Source organism: Stutzerimonas stutzeri, from assembly GCF_000590475.1.
Classification (GTDB): domain Bacteria; phylum Pseudomonadota; class Gammaproteobacteria; order Pseudomonadales; family Pseudomonadaceae; genus Stutzerimonas; species Stutzerimonas stutzeri_D.
In genome coordinates, this window is the sequence record NZ_CP007441.1 from 1,105,152 (window position 1) to 1,128,341 (window position 23,190).

Annotated in this window: 24 protein-coding genes; 16 read left to right on the forward strand and 8 right to left on the reverse strand. The window is 59.5% G+C overall.

The genetic code is table 11. From position 1 onward, the window contains the following. Positions 1–8: 8 nt before the first annotated feature. Positions 9–944, reverse strand: coding sequence for a GGDEF domain-containing protein (locus CH92_RS05090; RefSeq protein ID WP_025240699.1), 936 nt, complete (start codon positions 942–944; stop codon positions 9–11). A 212-nt stretch (positions 945–1,156) separates the two neighbouring features. Continuing rightward, positions 1,157–1,813 (reverse strand): alpha/beta hydrolase, encoded by a 657-nt coding sequence (locus CH92_RS05095; protein ID WP_025240700.1) that lies wholly within the window; start codon positions 1,811–1,813, stop codon positions 1,157–1,159. Between the two features lie 348 nt (positions 1,814–2,161). Here CH92_RS05095 and CH92_RS05100 point away from each other — a divergent pair, with 348 nt between their 5' ends. The 6 genes from CH92_RS05100 (at position 2,162) to CH92_RS05125 (ending at position 10,953) form a co-directional block, all read left to right on the forward strand. Further along, positions 2,162–3,190, forward strand: coding sequence for an amino acid ABC transporter substrate-binding protein (locus CH92_RS05100; RefSeq protein WP_025240701.1), 1,029 nt, complete (start codon positions 2,162–2,164; stop codon positions 3,188–3,190). An 88-nt stretch (positions 3,191–3,278) separates the two neighbouring features. Further along, positions 3,279–4,463, forward strand: coding sequence for an amino acid ABC transporter permease (locus CH92_RS05105; RefSeq protein ID WP_025240702.1), 1,185 nt, complete (start codon positions 3,279–3,281; stop codon positions 4,461–4,463). 10 nt (positions 4,464–4,473) lie between these two features. Beyond that, positions 4,474–5,571, forward strand: coding sequence for an amino acid ABC transporter permease (locus CH92_RS05110; protein ID WP_025240703.1), 1,098 nt, complete (start codon positions 4,474–4,476; stop codon positions 5,569–5,571). Between the two features lie 11 nt (positions 5,572–5,582). Further along, positions 5,583–6,359 (forward strand): amino acid ABC transporter ATP-binding protein, encoded by a 777-nt coding sequence (locus CH92_RS05115; RefSeq protein ID WP_025240704.1) that lies wholly within the window; start codon positions 5,583–5,585, stop codon positions 6,357–6,359. A gap of 175 nt (positions 6,360–6,534) precedes the next feature. Continuing rightward, positions 6,535–10,431: a phosphoribosylformylglycinamidine synthase gene (gene purL / locus CH92_RS05120; RefSeq protein ID WP_025240705.1), complete on the forward strand. Its 3,897-nt coding sequence runs from the start codon at positions 6,535–6,537 to the stop codon at positions 10,429–10,431. Positions 10,432–10,635: 204 nt separating this feature from the next. Continuing rightward, a complete protein-coding gene (locus CH92_RS05125; protein WP_025240706.1) occupies positions 10,636–10,953 on the forward strand; it encodes a YqfO family protein in 318 nt (105 codons plus the stop codon). 69 nt (positions 10,954–11,022) lie between these two features. Here the strand turns inward: CH92_RS05125 and CH92_RS05130 are convergent, their stop codons facing one another. The 4 genes from CH92_RS05130 to CH92_RS05145 form a co-directional block, all read right to left on the reverse strand. Next, on the reverse strand, positions 11,023–11,451 hold the full coding sequence (locus CH92_RS05130; RefSeq protein ID WP_025240707.1) for an organic hydroperoxide resistance protein: 429 nt from the start codon (positions 11,449–11,451) through the stop codon (positions 11,023–11,025). 140 nt (positions 11,452–11,591) lie between these two features. Next, on the reverse strand, positions 11,592–12,041 hold the full coding sequence (locus CH92_RS05135; protein WP_025240708.1) for a MarR family winged helix-turn-helix transcriptional regulator: 450 nt from the start codon (positions 12,039–12,041) through the stop codon (positions 11,592–11,594). A 71-nt stretch (positions 12,042–12,112) separates the two neighbouring features. Beyond that, on the reverse strand, positions 12,113–12,613 hold the full coding sequence (locus CH92_RS05140; protein WP_025240709.1) for a L,D-transpeptidase family protein: 501 nt from the start codon (positions 12,611–12,613) through the stop codon (positions 12,113–12,115). 27 nt (positions 12,614–12,640) lie between these two features. Beyond that, a complete protein-coding gene (locus CH92_RS05145) occupies positions 12,641–13,195 on the reverse strand; it encodes an NUDIX hydrolase (RefSeq protein ID WP_025240710.1) in 555 nt (184 codons plus the stop codon). Between the two features lie 225 nt (positions 13,196–13,420). Here CH92_RS05145 and CH92_RS05150 point away from each other — a divergent pair, with 225 nt between their 5' ends. From CH92_RS05150 to purT, 4 genes are read left to right on the forward strand one after another with little or no spacing between them, the layout of a single operon-like run. Further along, the gene (locus CH92_RS05150) at positions 13,421–14,035 is read left to right on the forward strand and encodes a CoA pyrophosphatase (protein WP_038622846.1); all 615 of its coding nucleotides are present in this window, start codon (positions 13,421–13,423) and stop codon (positions 14,033–14,035) included. Positions 14,036–14,037: 2 nt separating this feature from the next. Next, positions 14,038–14,562: a gamma carbonic anhydrase family protein gene (locus CH92_RS05155; protein ID WP_025240711.1), complete on the forward strand. Its 525-nt coding sequence runs from the start codon at positions 14,038–14,040 to the stop codon at positions 14,560–14,562. Continuing rightward, positions 14,559–14,750: a DUF1289 domain-containing protein gene (locus CH92_RS05160; RefSeq protein WP_025240712.1), complete on the forward strand. Its 192-nt coding sequence runs from the start codon at positions 14,559–14,561 to the stop codon at positions 14,748–14,750. Before CH92_RS05155 ends, CH92_RS05160 begins: the two co-directional genes overlap by 4 nt. 57 nt (positions 14,751–14,807) lie before the next feature. After that, a complete protein-coding gene (gene purT / locus CH92_RS05165) occupies positions 14,808–15,989 on the forward strand; it encodes a formate-dependent phosphoribosylglycinamide formyltransferase (RefSeq protein ID WP_025240713.1) in 1,182 nt (393 codons plus the stop codon). A gap of 34 nt (positions 15,990–16,023) precedes the next feature. Here purT and CH92_RS05170 read toward each other — a convergent pair whose 3' ends face one another. Next, complete coding sequence (locus tag CH92_RS05170; RefSeq protein WP_025240714.1) at positions 16,024–17,310, reverse strand: HlyC/CorC family transporter; 1,287 nt, start codon at positions 17,308–17,310, stop codon at positions 16,024–16,026. A 14-nt stretch (positions 17,311–17,324) separates the two neighbouring features. Further along, complete coding sequence (locus CH92_RS05175; protein WP_025240715.1) at positions 17,325–18,125, reverse strand: cytochrome C assembly family protein; 801 nt, start codon at positions 18,123–18,125, stop codon at positions 17,325–17,327. Positions 18,126–18,367: 242 nt separating this feature from the next. Between CH92_RS05175 and ffh the strand changes: the two genes are divergently transcribed. The 6 genes from ffh (at position 18,368) to xerD (ending at position 23,081) form a co-directional block, all read left to right on the forward strand. Further along, positions 18,368–19,747, forward strand: a complete 1,380-nt coding sequence (gene ffh, locus CH92_RS05180; protein ID WP_025240716.1) for a signal recognition particle protein — start codon at positions 18,368–18,370, stop codon at positions 19,745–19,747. Positions 19,748–19,932: 185 nt separating this feature from the next. Further along, entirely contained in the window at positions 19,933–20,184 is a 252-nt protein-coding gene (gene rpsP, locus CH92_RS05185; protein WP_003282953.1) for a 30S ribosomal protein S16, read from the forward strand. A gap of 4 nt (positions 20,185–20,188) precedes the next feature. Next, a complete protein-coding gene (rimM, locus tag CH92_RS05190) occupies positions 20,189–20,725 on the forward strand; it encodes a ribosome maturation factor RimM (protein ID WP_025240717.1) in 537 nt (178 codons plus the stop codon). 5 nt (positions 20,726–20,730) lie between these two features. Further along, positions 20,731–21,483, forward strand: coding sequence for a tRNA (guanosine(37)-N1)-methyltransferase TrmD (gene trmD / locus CH92_RS05195; RefSeq protein WP_025240718.1), 753 nt, complete (start codon positions 20,731–20,733; stop codon positions 21,481–21,483). A gap of 43 nt (positions 21,484–21,526) precedes the next feature. Next, on the forward strand, positions 21,527–21,877 hold the full coding sequence (rplS, locus tag CH92_RS05200; protein ID WP_021208319.1) for a 50S ribosomal protein L19: 351 nt from the start codon (positions 21,527–21,529) through the stop codon (positions 21,875–21,877). Between the two features lie 307 nt (positions 21,878–22,184). Then, positions 22,185–23,081 (forward strand): site-specific tyrosine recombinase XerD, encoded by an 897-nt coding sequence (gene xerD, locus CH92_RS05205; protein ID WP_025240719.1) that lies wholly within the window; start codon positions 22,185–22,187, stop codon positions 23,079–23,081. The last annotated feature ends 109 nt before the right edge of the window (positions 23,082–23,190 follow it).

A 23,190-nucleotide genomic window follows, 5' to 3' on the forward strand; every position in this document is an offset into this window, starting at 1 on the left:
GTGCCTGCTCAGCCGCACACGCGGTTCCGTCCTAGCGCCTTGGCCTGGTAAAGCGCTAGATCAGCAACCTGAATCAGCGCCTTCAAGTCGTCGTTGGGTCGCATCGGTGCAACGCCGATGGAAATCGTCACCCCAGGCAGGATGCCTATCGGCGAGCGGAACGAGGTGACTTCATTGAGGCCCTGGCGCAGGCGCTCACCGACTGCTCGCGCATCCTCCAACGTCATGTCGGGAAGCAGAATCACGAACTCCTCGCCGCCGTAACGCACCAGGCTATCCGTCGGACGAAGCATTTTTCCTAAGGTATCGACTACCAGGCAAAGGGCATGATCACCCGCCAGATGGCCATGTTTGTCGTTATAGTCCTTGAATCGATCAACATCGAGCATCAGGACGCAAAGGGGTTGGTTATTGAAGGCGCAGCGGGTGCTCTCGCGGTCGTAGATGTGTTCTAGCCAGCGCCGATTGAAGGACCCGGTGAGGGTGTCGACGTTGGCGTTCTGCTCACTATTGATGATCAGCCGATCACTCAGGCGAACCCGCTGGCAGAGCAGCTCGGCAAGGTTCTGCATCAGTTTGGGCGAGCGGGTGAGCAGCTGCATCGAGCGACGATGCAGCCGCAACAGCACCGAAGGCTCGAGTGCAACGACATAGGCTGATGGCGGCAGGTTGTCCATGAAGCTGATCTCGCCCGCGCAGTCACCTGGTCCGATGGCGCGTACCGGTTGACCGTCGAGTGAGTCGAGGTGAACGGCGAACTCGCCGTCGAGCACCAGATAGAGGTAATGGTTGTGCTCGAGCGGCGAAAGCAGGATATCGCCGGTCGCGATCAGGCATGGCTCGAAAGCCTCCTGCAACAACCGCAGGCAGGGCTCGTCAACGTGGTCCAGCAAGCGTACCCGTTTGAGGTGCTGCATTTCGGCGCGCCATTCGGCAAGCTTCATGATCGCAACATCAAGCTGGATGACCTCTTCGTCATGACTGTCGCTGCGCCCCGGCACCGCTGGTTGGGTTGGCCCGTTCTGGCCGCGATGAGCGCTACAACAGCAGGCGCATCGAGTGATTTTCCACCATGCAAGCGTAGCCTTAATTGACCGGTCGGACAGGCGTACGACGTCACACTTTTTTCGATGATCCTCGCCCGTCGAAACGCCGATCAGTCGAGACGTGCAGCGAGCCAGTCTCCGATGTCGCGGATCTCGTCCGGCACGACTTCGTGACCCATGGGGTAGTCATGCCACTCGGCTGCGTTCTGGTTTTGCACCAGGCACTCGTAAGCGGCGCGTCCCATAGCAGATGGAACGACGCTGTCATCCGAGCCGTGCAGGCAGAGGACGGGGAGCTTTTGTTGCTGTGGCGACAGGCCAAGGTCGGGTCCAAAGGTAGGTGCATAGGTGGATAGGGCCAGGATCCCACCGAGTGGTCCGGCCCAGCGCAGGAACGCGGTGTGATAGACGACGGCGCCACCTTGGGAGAAGCCTGCTAGAAAGATGCGCCCGGGATCGATACCGCCGTCGCGTTGCGCCTCGATAAGCTCGATCACGGTTTGGGCCGACTGTTCGAGTTGTGCCTGGTCGATCGCGCGGGCTGGGCTCATGGCAAGAATGTCGTACCAGCTTGGCATTGCCCAGCCGCCATTGATGGACACCGCCCGGGTTGGCGCCTGTGGCAGCACGAAGCGTGTTCGTAACAGGCGCTGCTGCAGGGCCTCGGCCACCGGAAGAAAATCATAGCGATCGGCACCGAGGCCGTGCAGCCAGATGACGCATGAATCAGCGGTTATTGCGGGTTCGATGATCAGGGGGGCGCTCATGTCGGGCTCCGTCTGGGGGGCTCGCCTCATGTTGGGGCGAGCGCAGTGATAGATGCGGCAATATGCGGCGAGGTTACCCGTACTGGCGCTCGCGAAGAAGTATGCGAGTGCCTTCGGAATCCAATTTGATAGATGTGGTATGCCACTTGCTTTGTTCCGTTGCGTCTTATGTGACGGTGTCGTCTGCGTCCTTGCAGGCAAGCGCATCGGGAGGAGTTGCCGATAATCAATCGGCGGCTAGACTCAGGTCAGGTTCTTCTGGCGCTGCCGTCGACACGTGTCGACTGGCATGCGGCGATGCTGTAGAAGACCCCGACCCCGCAGAATAAAAGCAAACTGGAGGTTTCGATGATAAGGGTTAAATCCACACTGGCCGTGCTTGGTGCCGCGACACTTTTGGGCACCAGCGGCTTGGCGCAGGCAGGGGCGACTCTGGATGCAGTAAAGAGCAAAGGTTTCGTGCAGTGCGGCGTCAGCGACGGGCTGCCGGGCTTTTCCTACACCGACGCCAAGGGCGAGTACAAAGGAATCGACGTGGATGTCTGCCGCGCGGTAGCGGCTGCAGTTTTTGGTGACGCGAACAAGGTCAAGTTCAGTCCGTTGACCGCAAAGGAACGCTTCACCGCCCTGCAATCCGGAGAAGTCGATGTGCTTTCGCGGAACACGACCTGGACCAGCTCGCGCGATGCGGCCATGGGGCTTAACTTCACTGGGGTCACCTACTACGACGGACAAGGCTTTCTGGTAAACAAGGAGCTCGGCGTGTCCAGCGCCAAGGAGCTCGACGGCGCCACCGTCTGCATTCAGGCTGGGACCACCACCGAACTGAACCTCTCCGACTACTTCCGCGCCAACAATCTCAAGTACACCCCGATCACTTACGACACCTCCGACGAAAGCGCCAAGTCGCTGGAGTCAGGTCGTTGCGACGTGCTCACCTCCGACCAGTCGCAGTTGTACGCGCAACGCATCAAATTGGCCAAGCCGGACGACTATGTCGTTCTGCCCGAGGTCATCTCCAAGGAACCGCTAGGCCCGGCCGTGCGTCAGGGTGACGAGGAGTGGTTCGATATCGTGCGCTGGTCGTTGCTCGCAATGGTCAATGCCGAGGAGCTGGGCGTGACGGCGGCTAACGTCGAGGATACCGCCAAGAGCACCAAGAATCCTGACGTGGCGCGTCTGCTCGGAGCGGAAGGCGAATACGGCAAGGACCTGAAGCTGCCGAAGGATTGGGCGGTACAGATCGTCAAGCAGGTCGGCAATTATGGTGAAGTGTTCGAGCGCAACATTGGCTCCGGTAGCGAGCTGAAGATCGAGCGCGGACTGAATGCGCTTTGGACCAATGGAGGTCTGCAGTACGCACCTCCGGTGCGTTGACCATGCCGGGCCAGCGAAGAGCTGGCCTTGTTTCAAGGATGAGCGCTGCCGGTGCACCTGCATCGGCAGCGCCGTATGAGGTTTCTTGATGCGAACCATCGCCAAAACGGGGGCAGCACGCAGCTCGCTGCTCACGGATCCGCAGGCACGTGCCTGGCTGTTCCAGGTCATTGCCGTTATTACAGTAGTAGGGATCGGCTGGTTTCTGTTCGACAATACCCAGACCAACCTTGCTCACCGAGGCATTACTTCAGGCTTCGGTTTTCTCGACAACGCTGCCGGTTTCGGCATCTCCCAACACTTGATTGACTACAGCGAAAGCGACTCCTATGGACGCGTGTTCTGGGTCGGGTTGCTCAACACGCTTCTGGTCAGCGTTATCGGGATCATCCTGGCGACTGTCATTGGATTCGTTCTCGGCGTCGCCCGGCTATCGCCGAACTGGCTGATTCGCAAGATCGCCACCGTATATATCGAAACGTTCCGCAATATCCCGCCGCTACTGCAGATCTTCTTCGTCTACTTCGCTGTACTCAGTCCGCTACCGGGACCGCGTGACAGTCTGAGCTTGTGGGACCTCATCTTCGTCAACAACCGCGGCGTGCAGATGCCCTCACCCAGTGCAGGAGAAGGGTTCTGGCCGTTCTGGGTGGCGATGTTTCTGGCGCTGGTGGCGATCGTCATGCTCAACCGCTGGGCGCGGGCGCGACGCCATGCCACGGGACAGATCTTCCCGGTGTTCTGGAGCAGCCTGGGGCTGTTCATCGCGATACCGGGGCTGTGTTCGTTGCTGCTCGGCGCGCCGTTTCTGTGGGAAATTCCCGAACTTCAGCGCTTCAATATCCGTGGCGGTTGGGTAGTAATCCCCGAACTGGTGTCGATCGTGCTGGCGCTGTCGATTTACACAGCAGCATTCATTGGTGAAACCGTAAGGGCCGGAATCCAGTCGGTCAGCCATGGGCAGACCGAAGCCGCAGCGTCGCTGGGCCTCAGGCCGGGACGTGTCTTGCGGTTGGTCATCATCCCTCAAGCGCTGCGGGTGATCATTCCTCCGTTGACGAGCCAGTATCTAAACCTGGCGAAAAACTCGTCACTGGCAGCCGCGATTGGCTATCCGGACATGGTTTCGCTGTTCGCCGGCACGGTACTCAACCAGACCGGCCAGGCGATCGAAACCATGGCCATTACCATGAGCGTGTATCTGGCTATCAGCATCAGCATTTCGCTGTTGATGAACGGATACAACAAGCGCATTGCGCTGATCGAGCGGTAAGGACGAGCGCATGACGACTCATACTTTCAAACCTGACCTGCCGGCACCGTCCACCAATATCGGTGTAGTGGGCTGGATGCGGGCCAATCTGTTCTCCAGCTGGATCAATACGCTGCTGACGCTTGTCGGGCTGTACCTGATCTGGTTGGTCATTCCACCCATCCTCGAGTGGGCAATATTCAAGGCCGACTGGAGCGGCGAATCACGCGCCGATTGCACTCGAGAAGGGGCATGCTGGGTGTTCGTGCAGACACGCTTCAGCCAGTTCATGTACGGCTTCTACCCGGCAGAGCTGCGCTGGCGGGTGGACCTGACGGCCTGGCTCGCAATCATTGGCGCTGCGCCTCTGTTTCTTCGGCAAATGCGACACAAGGCGCGCTACGGTATTGCCTATTTGGTGATCTATCCGTTAGTTGCGTACTGGTTGTTGCACGGTGGTTTCCTGGGGCTGGAAACAGTGCCTACCAGCCGCTGGGGTGGATTGATGCTGACCATCGTCATCGCCGCAGTGGGTATCGCCGGCGCTTTGCCGCTTGGCATCCTGCTGGCGCTCGGTCGACGTTCCGACATGCCGGCGATACGCGTGCTCTGCGTGACATTCATTGAGTTTTGGCGCGGCGTGCCCTTGATCACCGTGCTGTTCATGTCCTCGGTGATGCTGCCATTGTTTCTGCCCGAGGGGATGAACCTCGACAAGCTGATGCGGGCCATGGTGATGGTGGTGTTCTTCGAGGCGGCATACATCGCTGAAGTGGTGCGTGGCGGCCTGCAAGCCATTCCCAAAGGGCAGTACGAGGCGGCTGCGGCGATGGGCCTGGGCTACTGGCGCAGCATGGGGCTGGTGATCCTGCCGCAGGCACTGAAAATGGTTATCCCCGGCATCGTCAACACCTTCATTGCGTTGTTCAAGGACACCAGTCTGGTGATCATCATTGGCCTGTTCGACTTCCTCAACAGCATCAAGCGCGCGACTTCGGACCCTGCCTGGCTCGGTATGTCGACCGAGGGTTACGTCTTCGCGGCGCTGGTCTACTGGATTTTCTGCTTTGGTATGTCGCGCTACTCCATGCACCTGGAGCGCAAGCTCGACACCGGCCACCGGAACTAAGGAAAAACACCATGAATGAAACATCTCTGAGATCCGAGCAGCCTGGACAAGCCGGCGAGCCTGTCATCCAGATGCAAGGCGTACACAAGTGGTTCGGCCAGTTCCATGTGCTCAAGGACATCAACCTCAACGTCACCCAGGGCGAGCGCATCGTCCTCTGCGGGCCTTCGGGCTCGGGCAAGTCCACCACCATTCGTTGTCTCAATCGGCTGGAGGAGCATCAGCAGGGCCGCATCGTGATCAACGGCGTGGAGCTCACCAATGACCTGAAGCAGATCGAGGCGATCCGCAGCGAAGTTGGAATGGTGTTCCAGCACTTCAACCTGTTTCCTCACCTCACGGTGCTGCAAAACTGCACCTTGGCCCCTATGTGGGTGCGCAAGCTACCGCGGCGTCAGGCCGAAGAGATTGCCATGCACTATCTGGAGCGTGTACGAATTCCGGAGCAGGCCGACAAGTTTCCGGGACAACTGTCGGGCGGTCAGCAGCAACGGGTCGCGATCGCCCGTGCACTGTGCATGAAGCCGAAGATCATGCTGTTTGACGAACCCACCTCGGCGCTGGACCCGGAAATGGTAAAGGAAGTCCTGGATACCATGGTCGGGCTCGCCGAAAGCGGAATGACGATGCTGTGCGTGACCCACGAAATGGGCTTCGCTCGCACCGTAGCCGACCGGGTGATTTTCATGGACAAGGGTGAAATCGTCGAAGAAGCTGATCCGGAGACATTCTTCACGGCACCCAGCAACGAGCGCACCAAGCTGTTCCTGAGTCAGATACTGCATTGAAGTAAAAGCTTGAAGTCTGAAGCGGGAAGCTTGAAGTAAAAGCGGCAAGCGTGCTGGACGGTACTGGGCGTTAGCCCTCACGCTGAATCCAGCTTCCAGCAGGCTTAGCCTCGGACGCTGTCATGGGCTAGAATACGCGGCCCGACTGCTCCCCCCTTCCGAGGCTGTTCCGACGATGTTGATCCTGCGCGGCGCTCCCGCTCTTTCCGCCTTCCGTCACGGCAAGCTCCTGGCACAACTGACCGCGAAGGTCCCCGCCGTGAGCGGGTTGTACGCCGAGTTCGCTCATTTCGCCGAAGTATCCGGCACGCTTGGCGCGGACGAGGAGCACGTACTCTCCCGGCTGCTGAAGTACGGTCCGAGCGTATCGGTACAGGAGCCCTCCGGTCGGCTGTTCCTCGTGATTCCCCGCTTTGGAACGATTTCTCCCTGGTCGAGCAAGGCCAGCGATATTGCCCGTAACTGCGGACTCGACAAGATTCAGCGTCTTGAGCGCGGCATTGCCTATTACGTGGCAGGGGAGTTCTCCGACGCGGAGACCCAGCAGATCGCCGCTGTTCTGCACGACCGCATGACTCAGTTGGTGCTCGATCGGTTCGGAGAAGCCGAGAACCTGTTCAGCCATGCCCAGCCGAAACCACTGACCGCGGTTGATGTGCTGGGTGGCGGTCGCGCTGCATTGGAGCAGGCCAACCTGGCGCTGGGTCTGGCGCTGGCCGAAGACGAGATCGACTACCTGGTGACGAGTTTCTCTGGCTTGGGGCGCAACCCCCATGACATCGAACTCATGATGTTCGCCCAGGCCAATTCCGAGCATTGCCGGCACAAGATCTTCAACGCCAGTTGGGATATCGATGGCGAGAATCAGGAAAAGTCGCTGTTCGGCATGATCAAGAACACCTTCCAGCTGCACGGCGAAGGTGTGTTGTCCGCCTACAAGGACAACGCCGCGGTAATCGTCGGCAATGTAGCGGGGCGCTTCTACCCGAACCCAGAAACCGGCGAGTACGCGGCTAACCAAGAGCCGGTGCACATCCTGATGAAGGTGGAAACCCACAACCACCCGACCGCGATTGCCCCTTTCCCCGGTGCCGCTACCGGCTCAGGCGGTGAAATTCGCGACGAAGGCGCCACCGGCCGTGGGGCTAAACCCAAGGCTGGCCTGACTGGCTTCACTGTATCCAATTTGAACATCCCCGGCTTCGAGCAGCCCTGGGAAGTTCCGTACGGCAAGCCCGAGCGCATCGTTACCCCGCTGGATATCATGATTGAAGGCCCGCTGGGCGGCGCCGCGTTCAACAACGAATTCGGCCGGCCGGCACTCAGCGGCTATTTCCGCACGTTCGAACAGAAGATCAGCACCCCGCACGGCGATGAAGTTCGCGGCTACCACAAGCCGATCATGCTAGCCGGCGGCATGGGTAATATCCGCGAAGATCACGTACAAAAGGCCGAGATTTCAGTCGGTGGCAAGCTGATCGTGCTGGGTGGGCCGGCGATGCTGATCGGCCTCGGCGGTGGGGCTGCCTCCTCTATGGCGACCGGAAGTAGCTCGGCTGATCTCGATTTCGCATCGGTACAGCGTGATAACCCGGAAATGGAACGCCGCTGCCAGGAGGTCATCGACCGCTGCTGGCAGCTGGGCGACAAGAATCCGATCAAGTTCATTCACGATGTTGGTGCCGGTGGCCTGTCCAACGCCTTTCCGGAGCTGGTCAACGATGGTGGTCGCGGCGGGCGTTTTGAGCTGCGCAAGGTCCCGAATGACGAGCCGGGCATGGCGCCGCATGAAATCTGGTGCAACGAATCCCAGGAGCGCTACGTGCTATCGGTCGACGCTGCCGATCTGGAGCGTTTCGAAGCGATCTGTAAGCGTGAGCGCTGCCCCTTCGCCGTTGTGGGTGAAGCGACCGCCGAGCCGCATTTGACCGTTTCCGACAACCACTTCGACAACAATCCGGTCGACATGCCGCTCAATGTGTTGCTCGGCAAGGCGCCGCGCATGCACCGCAGCGCAGTCCGTGAGGCCGAGCTGGGCGATGATTTCGCAGCCGATCAGGTTGAGCTATCCGAGGCGATTAGCCGCGTATTGCATCATCCGGCAGTGGCCAGCAAGAGCTTCCTGATCACCATTGGTGACCGCAGCATCACCGGCATGGTGGCACGCGATCAGATGGTCGGCCCTTGGCAGGTCCCGGTGGCTGACTGTGCGGTGACCGCCGCCAGTTACGACGTCTATACCGGTGAAGCCATGGCCATGGGAGAGCGTACGCCGCTGGCGTTGCTCGATGCGCCCGCCTCGGGCCGCATGGCGATCGGTGAAACCCTGACCAACCTCGCCGCCGCGCGTATCGAGAAGATTTCCGATATCAAACTGTCCGCCAACTGGATGGCCGCTGCCGGCCATCCGGGTGAGGATGCGCGTCTGTACGACACGGTCAAGGCGGTTGGCATGGAGCTGTGCCCAGAGCTCGGGATCACTATTCCGGTGGGCAAGGATTCCATGTCGATGAAGACCCGTTGGACTGACGAGGGCGATGAGAAGAGTGTGACTTCGCCGTTGTCGCTGGTCGTGTCCGGTTTCGCGCCGGTGGTGGACATCCGCCAGACCCTGACGCCGCAGCTGCGTCTGGACAAGGGCGAAACCGATCTGGTGTTGATCGACCTCGGCCGCGGGCAGAACCGCATGGGCGCGTCGATTCTGGCGCAGGTTTACGGCCAGATGGCGCGTATGGCGCCGGATGTTGATGATGCGGAAGATCTGCAGGCATTTTTTGCGGTGATTCAGGGCCTCAACGCTGATGGTCTGCTGCTGGCGTATCACGATCGCTCGGACGGCGGCTTGCTAACCACCGCGCTGGAAATGGCGTTCGCCGGGCACTGCGGCCTCAATCTTAATCTCGATAGTCTGGTCGAGAGCGCTGCGCAGATCCCCTCGGCGTTGTTCAATGAAGAATTGGGTGCGCTGATTCAGGTTCGCCAGGGCGATACCGAGGTCGTGCTCGCGCAGTTCAGCGCAGCGGGCCTTGCCGACTGCGTCTCGGTCATTGGCCAGCCGGTGAATAATGAGCATGTGGCAATCAAGTTCGATGGCGCGGACGTGTTCGCGGGTGATCGCCGTCTGCTACAGCGTCAGTGGGCCGAAACCAGCTATCAGATCCAGCGCCTCCGCGACAACGCCGATTGTGCCGATCAGGAATTCGATGCGCTGCTCGAAGAAGACAATCCTGGCCTGAGCGTCACGCTGGGCTTCGACGTCAATGAAAACATCGCAGCGCCTTACATCAAGCGTGGCGCGAGACCCGAGGTGGCGATTCTGCGCGAGCAGGGCGTCAACGGCCAGAGCGAGATGGCAGCCGCGTTCGACCGCTCCGGTTTCGCCGCAGTCGACGTGCACATGAGCGATATCCTGTCGGGGCGCATCAGCCTCGAGCGCTTCAAGGGACTCGTTGCTTGTGGCGGCTTCTCTTATGGTGACGTGCTCGGTGCTGGCGAAGGCTGGGCCAAGTCGATTTTGTTCAACAGCCGTGCCCGCGAGGATTTCAGTGCGTTCTTCGAGCGCAAGGACAGCTTCGCCCTTGGCGTCTGTAACGGCTGCCAGATGCTTTCCAATCTGCACGAGCTGGTGCCCGGCAGCGAGTCGTGGCCGCACTTCGTGCGTAACCGCTCAGAGCAGTTCGAGGCGCGTGTGGCCATGGTCCAGGTCCAAGACTCGCCGTCGATCTTCCTGCAGGGCATGGCCGGTTCCCGTCTGCCCATCGCCATCGCGCATGGGGAAGGGCACGCGGAGTTCGAAAGCGAAGAAGCTTTGCTCGAGGCTGATCTCTCTGGCACCGTCGCGCTGCGCTATACCGACAATTATGGCAAGGTGACTGAGCGCTACCCAGCCAACCCGGGCGGTTCGCCGCGCGGGATCACCGGGCTGACCACCCGTGACGGCCGCGTGACCATCATGATGCCGCACCCCGAGCGGGTATTCCGTGCCGTGACCAACTCCTGGCGCCCGGACGAGTGGCAGGAAGATGGTGGCTGGATGCGCATGTTCCGCAACGCGCGGGTCTGGGTCGACTGACCATAACGCGTGAGCGGAACGGAAAGCTCGGAGGCGTGCAGGCGCCCCGGGCTTTTTTATTAACCGTGATTCGGTCGACGATTCCTGCTGAACCAAGCATCAGTGGCAACGTCTGATATTGGCACGCAGATGGGTCGATCCGGTCGACGAATCGTTGTGCCGGTGGAGAAGATCCTCCGCCGTCTGTTCTGTGCGGAGACGTCGATGTACAAGCTGTGTTTCTATGTTCCAGAAAGCCACCTGGACTCAGTCAAAAAGGCGGTTTTCGAAGCTGGTGCCGGGCGCATCGGCGCATATGACAGTTGCTGCTGGCAGGTGCTCGGGCAGGGTCAATACCGCCCGCTGGAGGGCAGCAAGCCGTTCCTCGGGCAACTTGGCCAGATGCATTCGGTGTCGGAGTGGAAGGTCGAACTGGTGGTGGCCGACGAGCTGATTCATGACAGCGTCAAGGCGCTTAAACATGCCCACCCGTACGAGACGCCCGCATTCGAAGTGTGGCGGCTGTCGGATTTGCAGTTCTGATTGAACGAAGCTCAACAAAAAGCCCGAACCGCCACGGCGGCTCGGGCTTTTTTGTGCAGGCGCTAGCGATCAGACGCTGACGTTCAGGCGTACGTCGATATTTCCACGCGTGGCATTGGAGTAAGGGCATACCTTGTGCGCGGCTTCAGTCAGCTGCTCTGCGATGGTCTGCTCAAGGCCTGGCAGGTTGACGTTCAGCTCTACTTCAAGCCCGAATCCGCCCGGTATCTGGCCAATGCCCACCTGCGCGGAGACTGCTGTGTCGGCGGGCAGCGACTGCTTCAGCTGCCCTGCAACAAACTTGAGTGCGCCAATGAAACAGGCCGAATAACCGGCAGCGAAAAGTTGCTCGGGGTTGGTGCCGTCACCACCTTGCCCGCCCAGTTCGCGAGGAGTGGACAGCTTCACTTCGAGCGCGCCGTCGGATGAGGCCGCGCGGCCGTCACGGCCTCCGGTTGCCGTCGCGGTTGCCGTATAGAGCGCAGTGATGCTTTGCATGATTCATATCCTTGACGTGGTGGGAGTGCGTTTAATCTATAGCGATAATATTTTGCGCGCAAGATAAATAGTGAGGCGTGATCGATCAGAAATTGCCAGAGGTAAAACAACGCGCAACAGGGGGCGCTGCGCGTGCGCGCTCAGCTGCTTTTCAAAAGTGCGCGACGAAGGGATACGAGTTGGTTGCGTAATGCCAGCAGGGCTTCGGGCGACTGTCCAGTGCACTCGAGCATGCAGCCCGGAAAGTCCCGGGCACGCTCTTTCAAGTCACGTCCGGCATTCGTGAGATGCAGCTCGACCACGCGCTCGTCGTGGCTGCTGCGGGTCCGATTGATCAGGCCTTCGGCTTCCAGGCGTTTGAGCAGCGGTGTCAGCGAGCCGGGTTCAGTCAGCAAGCGGGCACTGATTTCCCCGACGGTAAGGCCGTCGCGCTCCCAGAGTACGAGCATGGCCAGGTACTGCGGATAGGTCAGACCGATGCTCTGCAGCAATGGCTTGTAGGTCTTGGTCATCTGCAGTGAAGCGGAATGCAGGGCAAAGCACAGCTGGTTATCCAGCTGCAGTTGCTCGTCGGAAGGTATCGTCGTCATGGGTGGCCGGTGGCGAGGAGATGGCGTCACGTTAACGCGCTGGCTTGCCTGGTGCCAAGCTCGCGCTGCTGTCAGGGGCGGATCTCGATCAGTGTGCCGTTCTTCACCAGATTCCAGATTTCGCGCATGTCATCGTTCTTCAGGGCGATGCAGCCCTCTGTCCAGTCGAGGGTGTGGAAGAACCACTCCGGGTATTCTTCATCGAGCGGAGTGCCGTGGAGCATGATCATGCTGCCCGGGCGCGTGCCTTCGCGGCTGGCGCGGGCCAAGTCCTTCGCGTTCGGGTAGGAGATGTGCATCGCCAGGTTGTACTTATCGGAGGTTTTGCGCCAATCGATCCAATAGAACCCCTCGGGGGTCCGCTTATCACCTTCACGCTCCTTGGGACCCGGTTGTTTGCCCAGCGAGACGCGATAACTCTTCATGGTGACGCCACGGCTGATGAGGTGGAGCTGACGTTCGGATTTGACCACCAGCACCTTGTCGATGAAGGCATCATCGAATACAGGCGCGGCGGTAGCGTGTGAAAGGGCGGCAAACGTGAAGCAGAACATCGCTAACAGCCAGCGCATTGAAGCTTTTCCTGAATCCTTACGGCATCAGACCTGTTTGCGCGCCACCCGCATTGCTTCGATGGCTTCGTTGCGCACCGGGAAGGTCTGCTGCACCCGGTCGGCGAAAAAGTATTCTAGGGTACGGCCAATCGTCGGAAAAGCGAGCTCTGACCAAGGGATGTCGTCCTGTCGGAAAAGCCTGACTTCAAGGCTCTCGTCTCCTGCGCAGAATCGTTCATCCACCAGCTCCGCGCGAAAGAACATATAGACCTGGTTGATATGTGGCAGGTCGAACAGCGTATAGAGCCGCAGGTCGGTGACCTGGGCGCAGGCTTCCTCCAGGGTTTCCCGCTCCGCCGCCTGCTGGACGGTTTCACCGTTTTCCATGAAGCCAGCAGGCAGCGTCCAGTATCCACGTCGCGGTTCGATCGCGCGGCGGCAGAGCAATACACGTTCCCCCCAAACAGGCAGGCAGCCGGCCACGATTCGAGGGTTCTGATAGTGAACCGTATCGCAGGCTGCACAGACGAATCGGATCCGGTTGTCCCCATCCGGCACCCGCTCGGTGATCGAACCGCCGCACTGGCTGCAGAATTTCATCGAACTTCCTTCGGTTTGCGGGCTATTTTCGCAGCCGGGGATGATCGCCGGCCTGGGTTTTCGCTGAAAGCTAGTTTGCCGCGAAAAGCCTGTCGGCGACACCTGAGCCTTGTCGATTGTGTTCGTTATCGACGCGCCAGAGCAGCCGGATTTTTGCCGGTGCCTGTCTTGGGCGCCTCAGTGATTCATGCCATGATGCCTGCCAAATATAGGAAGAGACGTTTCATGCTGGACAAGATTCTCCAACGGGTGCGTGATTATTCCCCGCATCTCCTGGAGCCGGAAGGCCGAATGCCCGAGGCGGCGGTGCTGATGCCGATCACTCGCAGTGATTCGCCAGAGCTGGTGCTGACCCTGCGCGCCAGTGGCCTGTCCACCCACGGCGGGGAAGTGGCATTTCCCGGCGGCAGGCGTGACCCCGAGGATCGTGATCTGGTTCATACCGCACTGCGCGAAGCCGAAGAAGAAGTGGGGCTGGCACCGGGGATGGTAGAAGTCGTCGGGCCGCTCAGCAGTCTGGTTTCGCTCCATGGGATTCATGTCACGCCTTATGTCGGTATCGTGCCTGACTATGTCGAATATCGCGCCAACGATGCGGAGATCGCTTCGGTCTTTTCGGTGCCTCTGGATTTCTTTTGCCAAGGCACGCGAGAGGTTACTCACCGTATCGATTACCAAGGCGACGCCTGGTACGTCCCGTCTTACCGGTATGGCGAATACAAAATTTGGGGTCTGACGGCCATCATGATCGTCGAACTGGTGAACCTGGTGTATGACGCCGGGATCGAAATGCACCGTCCTCCCGTGTCCTTTGTCGATCTGAGCCAGAAGAGGTCATGACCGTGAAATATCATCTGGGTGACTCCCGTGTTGAAACTCACCCGCAGAGTTGGGTGGCGCCGAATGCAACGCTGGTTGGCAAGATCCGTCTGGATGCAGGGGCTAGCGTCTGGTTTGGCGCGGTGCTGCGTGGCGACAACGAGCTAATTCATGTCGGCGAGAATAGCAATGTGCAGGACGGCAGTGTCATGCATACCGATATGGGACATCCATTAACGTTGGGCACCGGAGTAACGGTTGGGCATAACGCCATGTTGCACGGATGTACTGTCGGTGATTACAGCCTGGTCGGGATCAACGCGGTGATTCTCAATGGTGCGAAAATCGGCAAATACTGCATCATTGGCGCCAATACCTTGATTGCCGAAGGCAAAGAAATTCCGGACGGTTCGCTGGTGGTGGGCTCGCCTGGCAAGGTGGTTCGCGAGTTGACCGAGCAGCAGAAGAAGATGCTCGAAGCAAGCGCGGCCCATTATGTGCACAACGCCCAACGCTACGCGCATGATCTGGTGGAGCAGGACGATTGATCGGCGAGGAAAAGCCGGTCGCGTCTCCCTGCGTCAGCATCTGCGCGCTGGATGAGAACGACCTCTGCACGGGCTGCCAGCGCAACATCGACGAGATCCGCCGCTGGGGCCGCATGGACAATCAGGAACGGCGTCAGGTGCTGCTGCGGTGCCATGAGCGAGCACGCACCAGCGGGTTGCTCTTCTAGGGAGGTGCAGCGCGCCGGCGCTCGTCCGTCTTCATACTCCGTATATCGAGGAATCTCATGCCCCGAATAGGTACGCCTCTGTCCGCCAGCGCGACCCGTGTGCTGCTTTGCGGTTCCGGTGAGCTCGGCAAGGAATTGGTTATCGAGCTTCAACGCCTGGGCGTGGAGGTCATCGCTGTGGACCGTTACGCCAACGCGCCGGCGATGCAGGTGGCGCATCGTCACCATGTCATCGATATGCTCGATGGTGCTGCGTTGCGCGCGGTCATCGAACAGGAGAAGCCGCATTTTATCGTGCCGGAAATCGAAGCGATTGCCACTGCAACACTGGTTGAGCTGGAGAGCGAAGGCTATGCGGTGATCCCGACTGCCCGGGCCGCGCAGCTCACCATGAACCGCGAGGGGATCCGCCGCCTGGCTGCCGAGGAGTTGCGGCTACCAACGTCGCCGTATCGCTTTGCCGACTCGCTGGAAGAATGTCGCGCGGCTATTTCTTCGCTCGGGTTCCCGTGCCTGATCAAGCCTGTCATGAGTTCGTCCGGTAAAGGCCAGTCGGTTCTGCGCAGCGAATCCGACATTCTCACTGCCTGGGAGTATGCCCAGGCTGGTGGCCGCGCTGGCAAAGGGCGGGTGATCGTCGAAGGCTTCGTCGACTTCGACTACGAGATTACGCTGTTGACCGTTCGCCATGCGGGGGGCACCACCTTCTGCCAGCCGGTCGGGCATCGTCAGGAAAAAGGGGATTATCAGGAGTCATGGCAGCCGCAGCCGATGAGCGCCGGCGCGATGGAGGAGGCCGAGCGCATTGCTTTGGCCGTCACCGGTGCGCTGGGTGGTCGCGGCCTCTTCGGGGTCGAACTGTTCGTCAAGGGAGACCAGGTTTGGTTCTGCGAGGTCTCACCGCGACCGCACGATACGGGGCTGGTGACCTTGATTTCCCAGGATCTTTCCGAATTCGCCCTGCATGCGCGAGCGATCCTGGGGCTGCCCATTCCCGCCATTCGGCAGTTCGGCCCATCCGCTTCGGCAGTGGTGCTGGTGGAAGGAGAGTCCGATCAGGTGAGCTTCGGTAATCTCGCGGCTGCGATGGCCGAACCGGATACCGCGCTGCGTTTGTTTGGCAAGCCGGGTGTCAGCGGGCAACGGCGCATGGGTGTCGCTTTGGCCCGCGACGAGTCGATCGAAGCCTCACGTGCGAAGGCGTTGCGGGCGGCCGCGGCAGTCGATACGGCACTTTAGCGTCGAGATGGTCGATTTCGGTGACGCCAGCCCGTTACGAGGTTTCGCTCGGCACGTCCCGAATATCCTCGATCACCCAGGCGCGCACGCTTTTGACGCGGTTGTCCGCGGCCTGCAGGATCTCAAGCCGGTACTGGTTGATCTGCAGGCAGATGCCGCTATCAGGAATATGCTCCAGCGCCTCGGTAATCAACCCGTTGAGGGTCTTGGGGCCATCGCAGGGTAGCTGCCAACCCAGGGCTCGGTTGACTTCGCGCAGGTAGGCGGCGCCATCGATCACCAGGGTGCCGTCGTCCTGTGGGTGAATGTCCGGGCTGCGCAAGGCGTCCTGGTTGCTGAATTCACCGACGATCTCCTCGAGAATATCTTCCAGCGTCACGATTCCCAGCACATCGCCGTATTCGTCGACAACGATGCCGATGCGCCGTTTTTGCTTCTGGAAGTTGACCAACTGTGTGGACAGCGGGGTGCTTTCGGGGATGAAGTAGGGCTCGTTGCAGGCGTCCAACAGGCTTTCGCAGGTCAGTTGGTCGTGGCTGAGTAATCGCGCGATCTGGCGCATGTGCACGATGCCTTCGATCTGGTTGATGTCCTTGCGAAACACCGGAAGACGCGTATGGGGCGTGGTGCGTAGCTGGGTCACGATGGTTTCCAGATCGTCCTCGAGATCGATGCCGGCGACCTCATTGCGGGGGATCATGATGTCATCGACTGTGACTCTTTCCAGATCGAGAATACCGAGCAGCATGCTTTGCCGATTCATCGGCATGTCGCTACCCGATTCATGCACCACGCTGCGTAGCTCTTCGGTGGACAGGCTGTCGTTGCCCTTGTTGGATAGGTCGACACCGAGCAGCTTGAGCAAACCGTTGCTGATCCAGTTGAGCGACGCTACCAGCGGATACAGCACTTTTTGCAGCAGCAGCAGCGGAAGGCTGACGGGGTAGGCAACCGTCTCGGGTCGTAGGGCGGCGAGGGTCTTCGGGGTTATTTCGCCGAATATCAGCAGGATGATGGTTAGGCCGATGGTCGCTATCGCGATTCCGGCTTCGCCCCACAGCTTGATTGCCAGCACCGTGGCGATCGAAGAGGCAAGAATGTTGACGAAGTTGTTGCCGACCAGAATAGTCCCGAGCAACCGGTCCGGCCGTTCGAGCAGTGCGCTCGCCCGTTTTGCGCCACGGTGCCCGTCTTTGGCCTTGTGGCGTAGGCGGTAGCGGTTGAGGCTTAGCATTCCGGTTTCGGAACTGGAAAAGAAAGCCGAGCAAAGAAGCAGAAAGACCAGCATACCGACCAGAAAGCCGGGGTGTAGATGTTCCACGTGTCGGTCCTAGACTAGATATGCAGGATGAATTCGCGGACCAGCTTGCTGCCGAAATAGGCCAGCATCAGCAGGCAGAAGCCTGCCAGCGTCCAGCGGATGGCCTTGTAGCCGCGCCAGCCAAGTTGGTGGCGTCCCCACAGCAGCAGACCAAAGACCACCCAGGCGAGGACCGATAACAATGTCTTGTGCACTAGATGCTGGGCGAACAGGTTCTCGAGAAACAGCCAGCCGGAAATCAGCGACGCCGACAGCAATAGCCAGCCGGCGAGCAGGAAGCCAAACAGCAGGCTCTCCATGGTCTGCAGTGGCGGGAAGTTCTTGATCATGCCGGATGGGTGCTTGTGTTTCAGGTGGTGGTCCTGTAACAGCAGCAGCAGAGACTGGAACACCGCAATCGTGAGCATTCCGTAAGCCAGGATGGAAAACAGAATGTGCGCCAGGATTCCTGGTTGTTCACTGATAGCAGGTGCCGTGCCCGAAGGTGCGAACTGAGCGAAAAGTACTGTCAGGCAGCCGAGTGGAAAGAGCAGCAGCAGCAGGTTTTCGACCGGCATGCGCTGGAGCGCGAGCAGGATCAGCAGAATCACGGCGGCGGCAATCAGGCTCGATGCCGTGAAGAAATCCAGGTGCAGGCCGCTCGGCGACAGCAGCTGGATAAACAGGCTCACCCCGTGCGCAATGAGCGCCAAGGCTCCCAAGACGAGAAGCAGACGTTTGTCCGGCGCAGTACGTTGCGCCAGGCGCAGGCCTTGGTATCCGGTGACGCCGGCATAAAGGCAGGCGGCGGCTAGGCTCGGTAGCAGAGGGTGCATAGGTCTGTTAGCAGGCTCGAAAGGCGCTGAGTGTGGCACAAACGCGGATCGCACAAAAGCGTGCGAATGGCGGCGGATCTTGGCTCAGCGGGCGGTCGGTGAGCCTCTTACCGAATGTTGCGCCGACTGTCATTGGGAATTGACTCGCCTGCTTGATGAAAAGCATGGATGGCGGGGTACCGGCCCGGGGCGCACAGCTTCTATAATCGTCGCCTTAACCACACCCAGCGTGGAAACGGCACATGTTTGAAAACCTAACCGACCGCCTCTCCCAGACGCTTCGCCATGTTACTGGCAAAGCCAAGCTGACCGAGGACAACATCAAGGACACCCTGCGCGAAGTGCGAATGGCGCTGCTAGAAGCCGACGTTGCACTGCCAGTGGTCAAGGAGTTCGTCACCAAGGTCAAGGATAGGGCCGTCGGCACGGAGGTCTCCAAGAGCCTGACGCCTGGTCAGGCTTTCGTGAAAATCGTTCGTGCCGAGCTGGAAGAGCTGATGGGCGCGGCCAACGAAGATCTTGCCCTGAGCGTGGTGCCGCCGGCTGTCGTGTTGATGGCCGGCCTGCAAGGTGCAGGCAAGACCACAACGGTCGGCAAACTGGCCAGGTTCCTAAAGGAGCGCAAGAAAAAGACGGTATTGGTGGTTTCTGCCGACGTCTACCGTCCGGCAGCGATCAAGCAGCTGGAAACGCTGGCTGCAGAGGTGGGGGTGACCTTCTTCCCGTCCGATACCAGCCAGAAGCCGGTCGAAATTGCTCAGGCGGCGATTCGTGAGGCCAAGCTCAAATACATCGACGTTGTGCTGGTCGACACCGCTGGGCGTCTGGCCATCGATACCGAGATGATGGCCGAAATTCAGGCCGTTCACGCGGCGATCAATCCGGCCGAAACGCTGTTCGTGGTCGATGCCATGACCGGTCAGGATGCTGCCAACACCGCCAAGGCCTTCGGCGAGGCGCTGCCGCTGACTGGCGTGGTGTTGACCAAGGTCGACGGAGATGCGCGTGGCGGTGCCGCGTTGTCGGTCCGGCATATCACCGGCAAGCCGATCAAATTCCTCGGCATGGGCGAGAAGAGCGACGCGCTCGAACCCTTTCATCCGGACCGGATTGCCTCGCGTATTCTCGGCATGGGCGATGTGCTTAGCCTGATCGAGCAGGCCGAGCAGACCCTGGATCGGGAGAAGGCCGAGAAGCTCACCAAGAAGCTAAAGAAGGGCAAGGGCTTCGATCTTGAAGATTTTCGCGACCAGCTTCAGCAGATGAAAAACATGGGCGGCCTCGGTGGCCTGATGGACAAGCTGCCGTCGATCGGCGGCGTGAACCTCTCGCAGATGGGCAATGCCCAGGGCGCGGCTGAGAAGCAGTTCAAGCAGATGGAAGCCATCATCAACTCTATGACGCCTATTGAGCGACGCAACCCGGATATCATCAGTGGTTCGCGCAAGCGTCGCATCGCCATGGGTTCTGGCACGCAGGTGCAGGATATTGGTCGCCTGATCAAGCAGCACAAGCAAATGCAGAAGATGATGAAGAAGGTCAGCGGTAAGGGTGGCATGGCGAAGATGATGCGCGGTATGGGCGGAATGCTTCCGGGCGGTGGCGGGATGCCCAAGTTCTAACCCTGAGGCTCCCGGTGTACCGTTTGTTGGGCACCACTGAAGCTGAACAGGCCTGCTGTCGAGGCCTGTAGCTGTTTTTAAAAAAGCCATTTGCAAAAGTCCGGATAATCCTTAGAATATGCGGCCTTTCGGGCCTTGGGCCCTGCATTCAGATTTGCTGTACCGACTACAGGAACGATGTTCACATGGTAACTATTCGTCTCGCCCGTGGCGGCTCCAAGAAGCGCCCTTTCTATCACCTGACTGTGACCAACAGCCGCAATCCGCGTGATGGTCGCTTCGTTGAGCGTATCGGCTTCTTCAATCCGATCGCTTCGGGTGCTGAAGTGAAGCTTTCTGTAAACCAGGAGCGCGCTACTTACTGGCTGAGCCAGGGCGCACAGCCGTCTGAGCGTGTTGCTCAGCTGCTGAAGGAAGCTGCCAAGGCCGCTGCCTAAGTACATGAACGCAACGTCTGCTCCGGCCGAAGACCTGATCGTAATCGGTAAAATCGTTTCGGTGCATGGCGTGCGTGGTGACGTAAAGATTTATTCCTTTACCGATCCGATCGAAAATCTGCTGGATTATCGTCGCTGGACGCTCAGGCGAGGTGACGAAGTCAAGCAGGTCGAGCTGGTCAAGGGTCGCCTCCAGGGCAAGGTTCTGGTGGCTACGCTGGAGGGCCTGACTGATCGTGAAGTGGCACGCACTTACGCTGACTTCGAGATCTGCATTCCCCGTAGCGAACTGCCTGACTTGGCCGGCGAAGAGTATTACTGGTTTCAGCTTCAGGGTCTGACTGTATTCAACCAGCTTGGGCAAGTGCTTGGGCGGGTGGATCATCTTCTTGAAACGGGCGCCAACGATGTTCTGGTGGTCAAGCCGTTTGACGGCAGCCTGGATGATCGTGAGCGTTTGCTGCCCTATACCGACCCCTGTGTACTGAAGATCGATCTGGACGCAGGCGAGATGCATGTCGAATGGGACGCGGAGTTCTGACCGACATGTCCGGCTTTCGTGTCGAAGTGATCAGTCTGTTCCCGGACATGTTCGCTGCCATCCGCGACTATGGTATTACCAGTCGCGCGGTGAAGCAGGGGCTGCTCCAGCTGCGTTGCTGGAACCCCCGGAGTTATACCGAAGATCGTCACCAGACGGTGGATGATCGCCCTTTTGGTGGCGGCCCCGGCATGGTGATGAAAATCAAGCCGCTGGAGCTTGCATTGGCGGATGCCAGGCATGCCGCTGGCGAGAAGGCGAAGGTAATTTACCTGTCGCCCCAGGGACGTCAGTTGAAACAGGCCGATGTTCGTGAGCTGGCGAAGGAGGAGGCACTTATTCTCATCGCTGGCCGCTACGAAGGTATCGACGAGCGCTTCATCGAAGCGCATGTCGATGAGGAATGGTCGATTGGTGATTACGTATTGTCCGGCGGTGAGTTGCCGGCCATGGTGCTGATCGATGCGGTGACCCGCTTGCTCCCCGGAGCGCTGGGTCATGCTGATTCTGCCGAGGAGGATTCGTTTACTGACGGCCTGCTCGACTGTCCGCACTACACGCGACCGGAAGTGTATGCGGATAAGCGTGTTCCTGACGTGCTGCTTAGCGGCAACCATGAGCACATCCGGCGCTGGCGTTTGCAGCAATCCCTTGGAAGAACCTGGGAACGCCGCGCTGATCTTCTGGATAGCCGCTCGCTTTCTGGAGAAGAACAAAAGCTGCTGACGGAGTACATCCGTCAGCGGGACGATAGTTAACGTATCGATGGCACGCCACGATGGCCTGTCTCAGGAGCACAGCATGACCAACAAGATTATCCAGGCGCTCGAAGCCGAGCAGATGACCAAAGAACTGCCTCCGTTCGCCCCCGGTGACACCGTTGTCGTCCAGGTGAAAGTGAAGGAAGGCGAGCGTGAACGTCTGCAGGCCTTCGAAGGCGTTGTAATCGGCAAGCGTAACCGCGGCCTGAACAGTGCCTTCACCGTTCGCAAGATCTCCAACGGTGTGGGCGTTGAGCGTACTTTCCAGTACTACAGCCCGATGGTCGACAGCCTCAGCGTCAAGCGTCGTGGCGATGTCCGCAAAGCCAAGCTGTACTACCTCCGCGCGCTGTCTGGCAAGGCAGCCCGTATCAAGGAAAAGCTTTCCTGAGGAAAGCGTCCTTCAAAAAAAAGCAGCCTTCGGGCTGCTTTTTTTTTGCCGTTCAGTTGCTACCAGATAAAAGGAAAGTGTCAGTGCTCCGATAATACCGTCCCGACTTCAAGCGTTTAACCGCGCAGTTTCCTTCAGCCCTAACCGGACATGGCGATGACTAAGGGCGGGGAACAAGCGCTTTCCGGCCTTCCGTCACCGTGAGGATAAGGTCAGCTCATGTTCGCCGCTACAGGGATAGATTGACCTGGCGCGGATGATCTGGCCTATGGAACACTCATGCCTTTTCGCACGCCGATGAATCGTTATGCCCGCACTTGACGACCCCGTGATCGATCGTTTCCTCGATGCCCTCTGGCTCGAGAAAGGGCTGTCGGACAATACCCGTGAGGCCTATCGGAGCGATCTGGCGCTGTTCAACGGCTGGCTCAGCGCGCAAGGCGTTCGCCTGGTGGGCGCGGGCCGGGAGGCAATTCTCGATCATCTTGCTTGGCGATTGGCCAATAACTACAAGGCGCGCTCTACCGCACGGCTGCTTTCTGGGCTCCGCGGTTTTTATCGGTTTCTACTTCGCGAAGGCGAGATCTCGGTAGATCCCACGCTACGCGTCGAACTGCCGCAGCTTGGGCGACCACTGCCCAAAGCGTTGTCCGAAGCCGACGTGGAAGCATTGCTGGCCGCACCGGATTTCGGCGATCCGCTGGGGTTGCGCGACCGGGCGATGCTTGAAGTCCTTTATGCGACCGGCCTGCGTGTGACGGAACTGGTGAGTCTTAGTCTGGAGCAAATCAATCTTCGCCAGGGCGTGCTGCGCACGTTAGGCAAGGGCAACAAGGAGCGCCTGGTGCCGCTCGGGGAGGAGGCCATGCACTGGTTGGCGCGCTATCTGCGCGATGCCCGGGATATCCTGCTCGCGGGTAAGGCGAGTGATGTGGTGTTTCCCAGCCGACGTGGCGATCTGATGACGCGGCAGACGTTCTGGCATCGAATCAAACTGCACGCCCGGCAAGCTGGAATTGCGGCTTCGATTTCGCCCCACACGTTGCGCCATGCCTTCGCCACGCACCTGCTCAACCACGGCGCGGATCTTCGGACCGTGCAGATGTTGCTCGGCCATAGCGACTTATCTACCACTCAGATATACACGCATATCGCCCGCGCGCGGCTACAGGAACTCCACGCGCAGCATCATCCGCGTGGCTGACCAGGGGTCGTTTGAGGCCTGCGTATCAGGCCACAAAATCCGCGGCCAAAAAAACCATGCCATGCGCTGAACAGAAGTGGCTATGTTAATCTGCCGGTCTTCCCTCGAT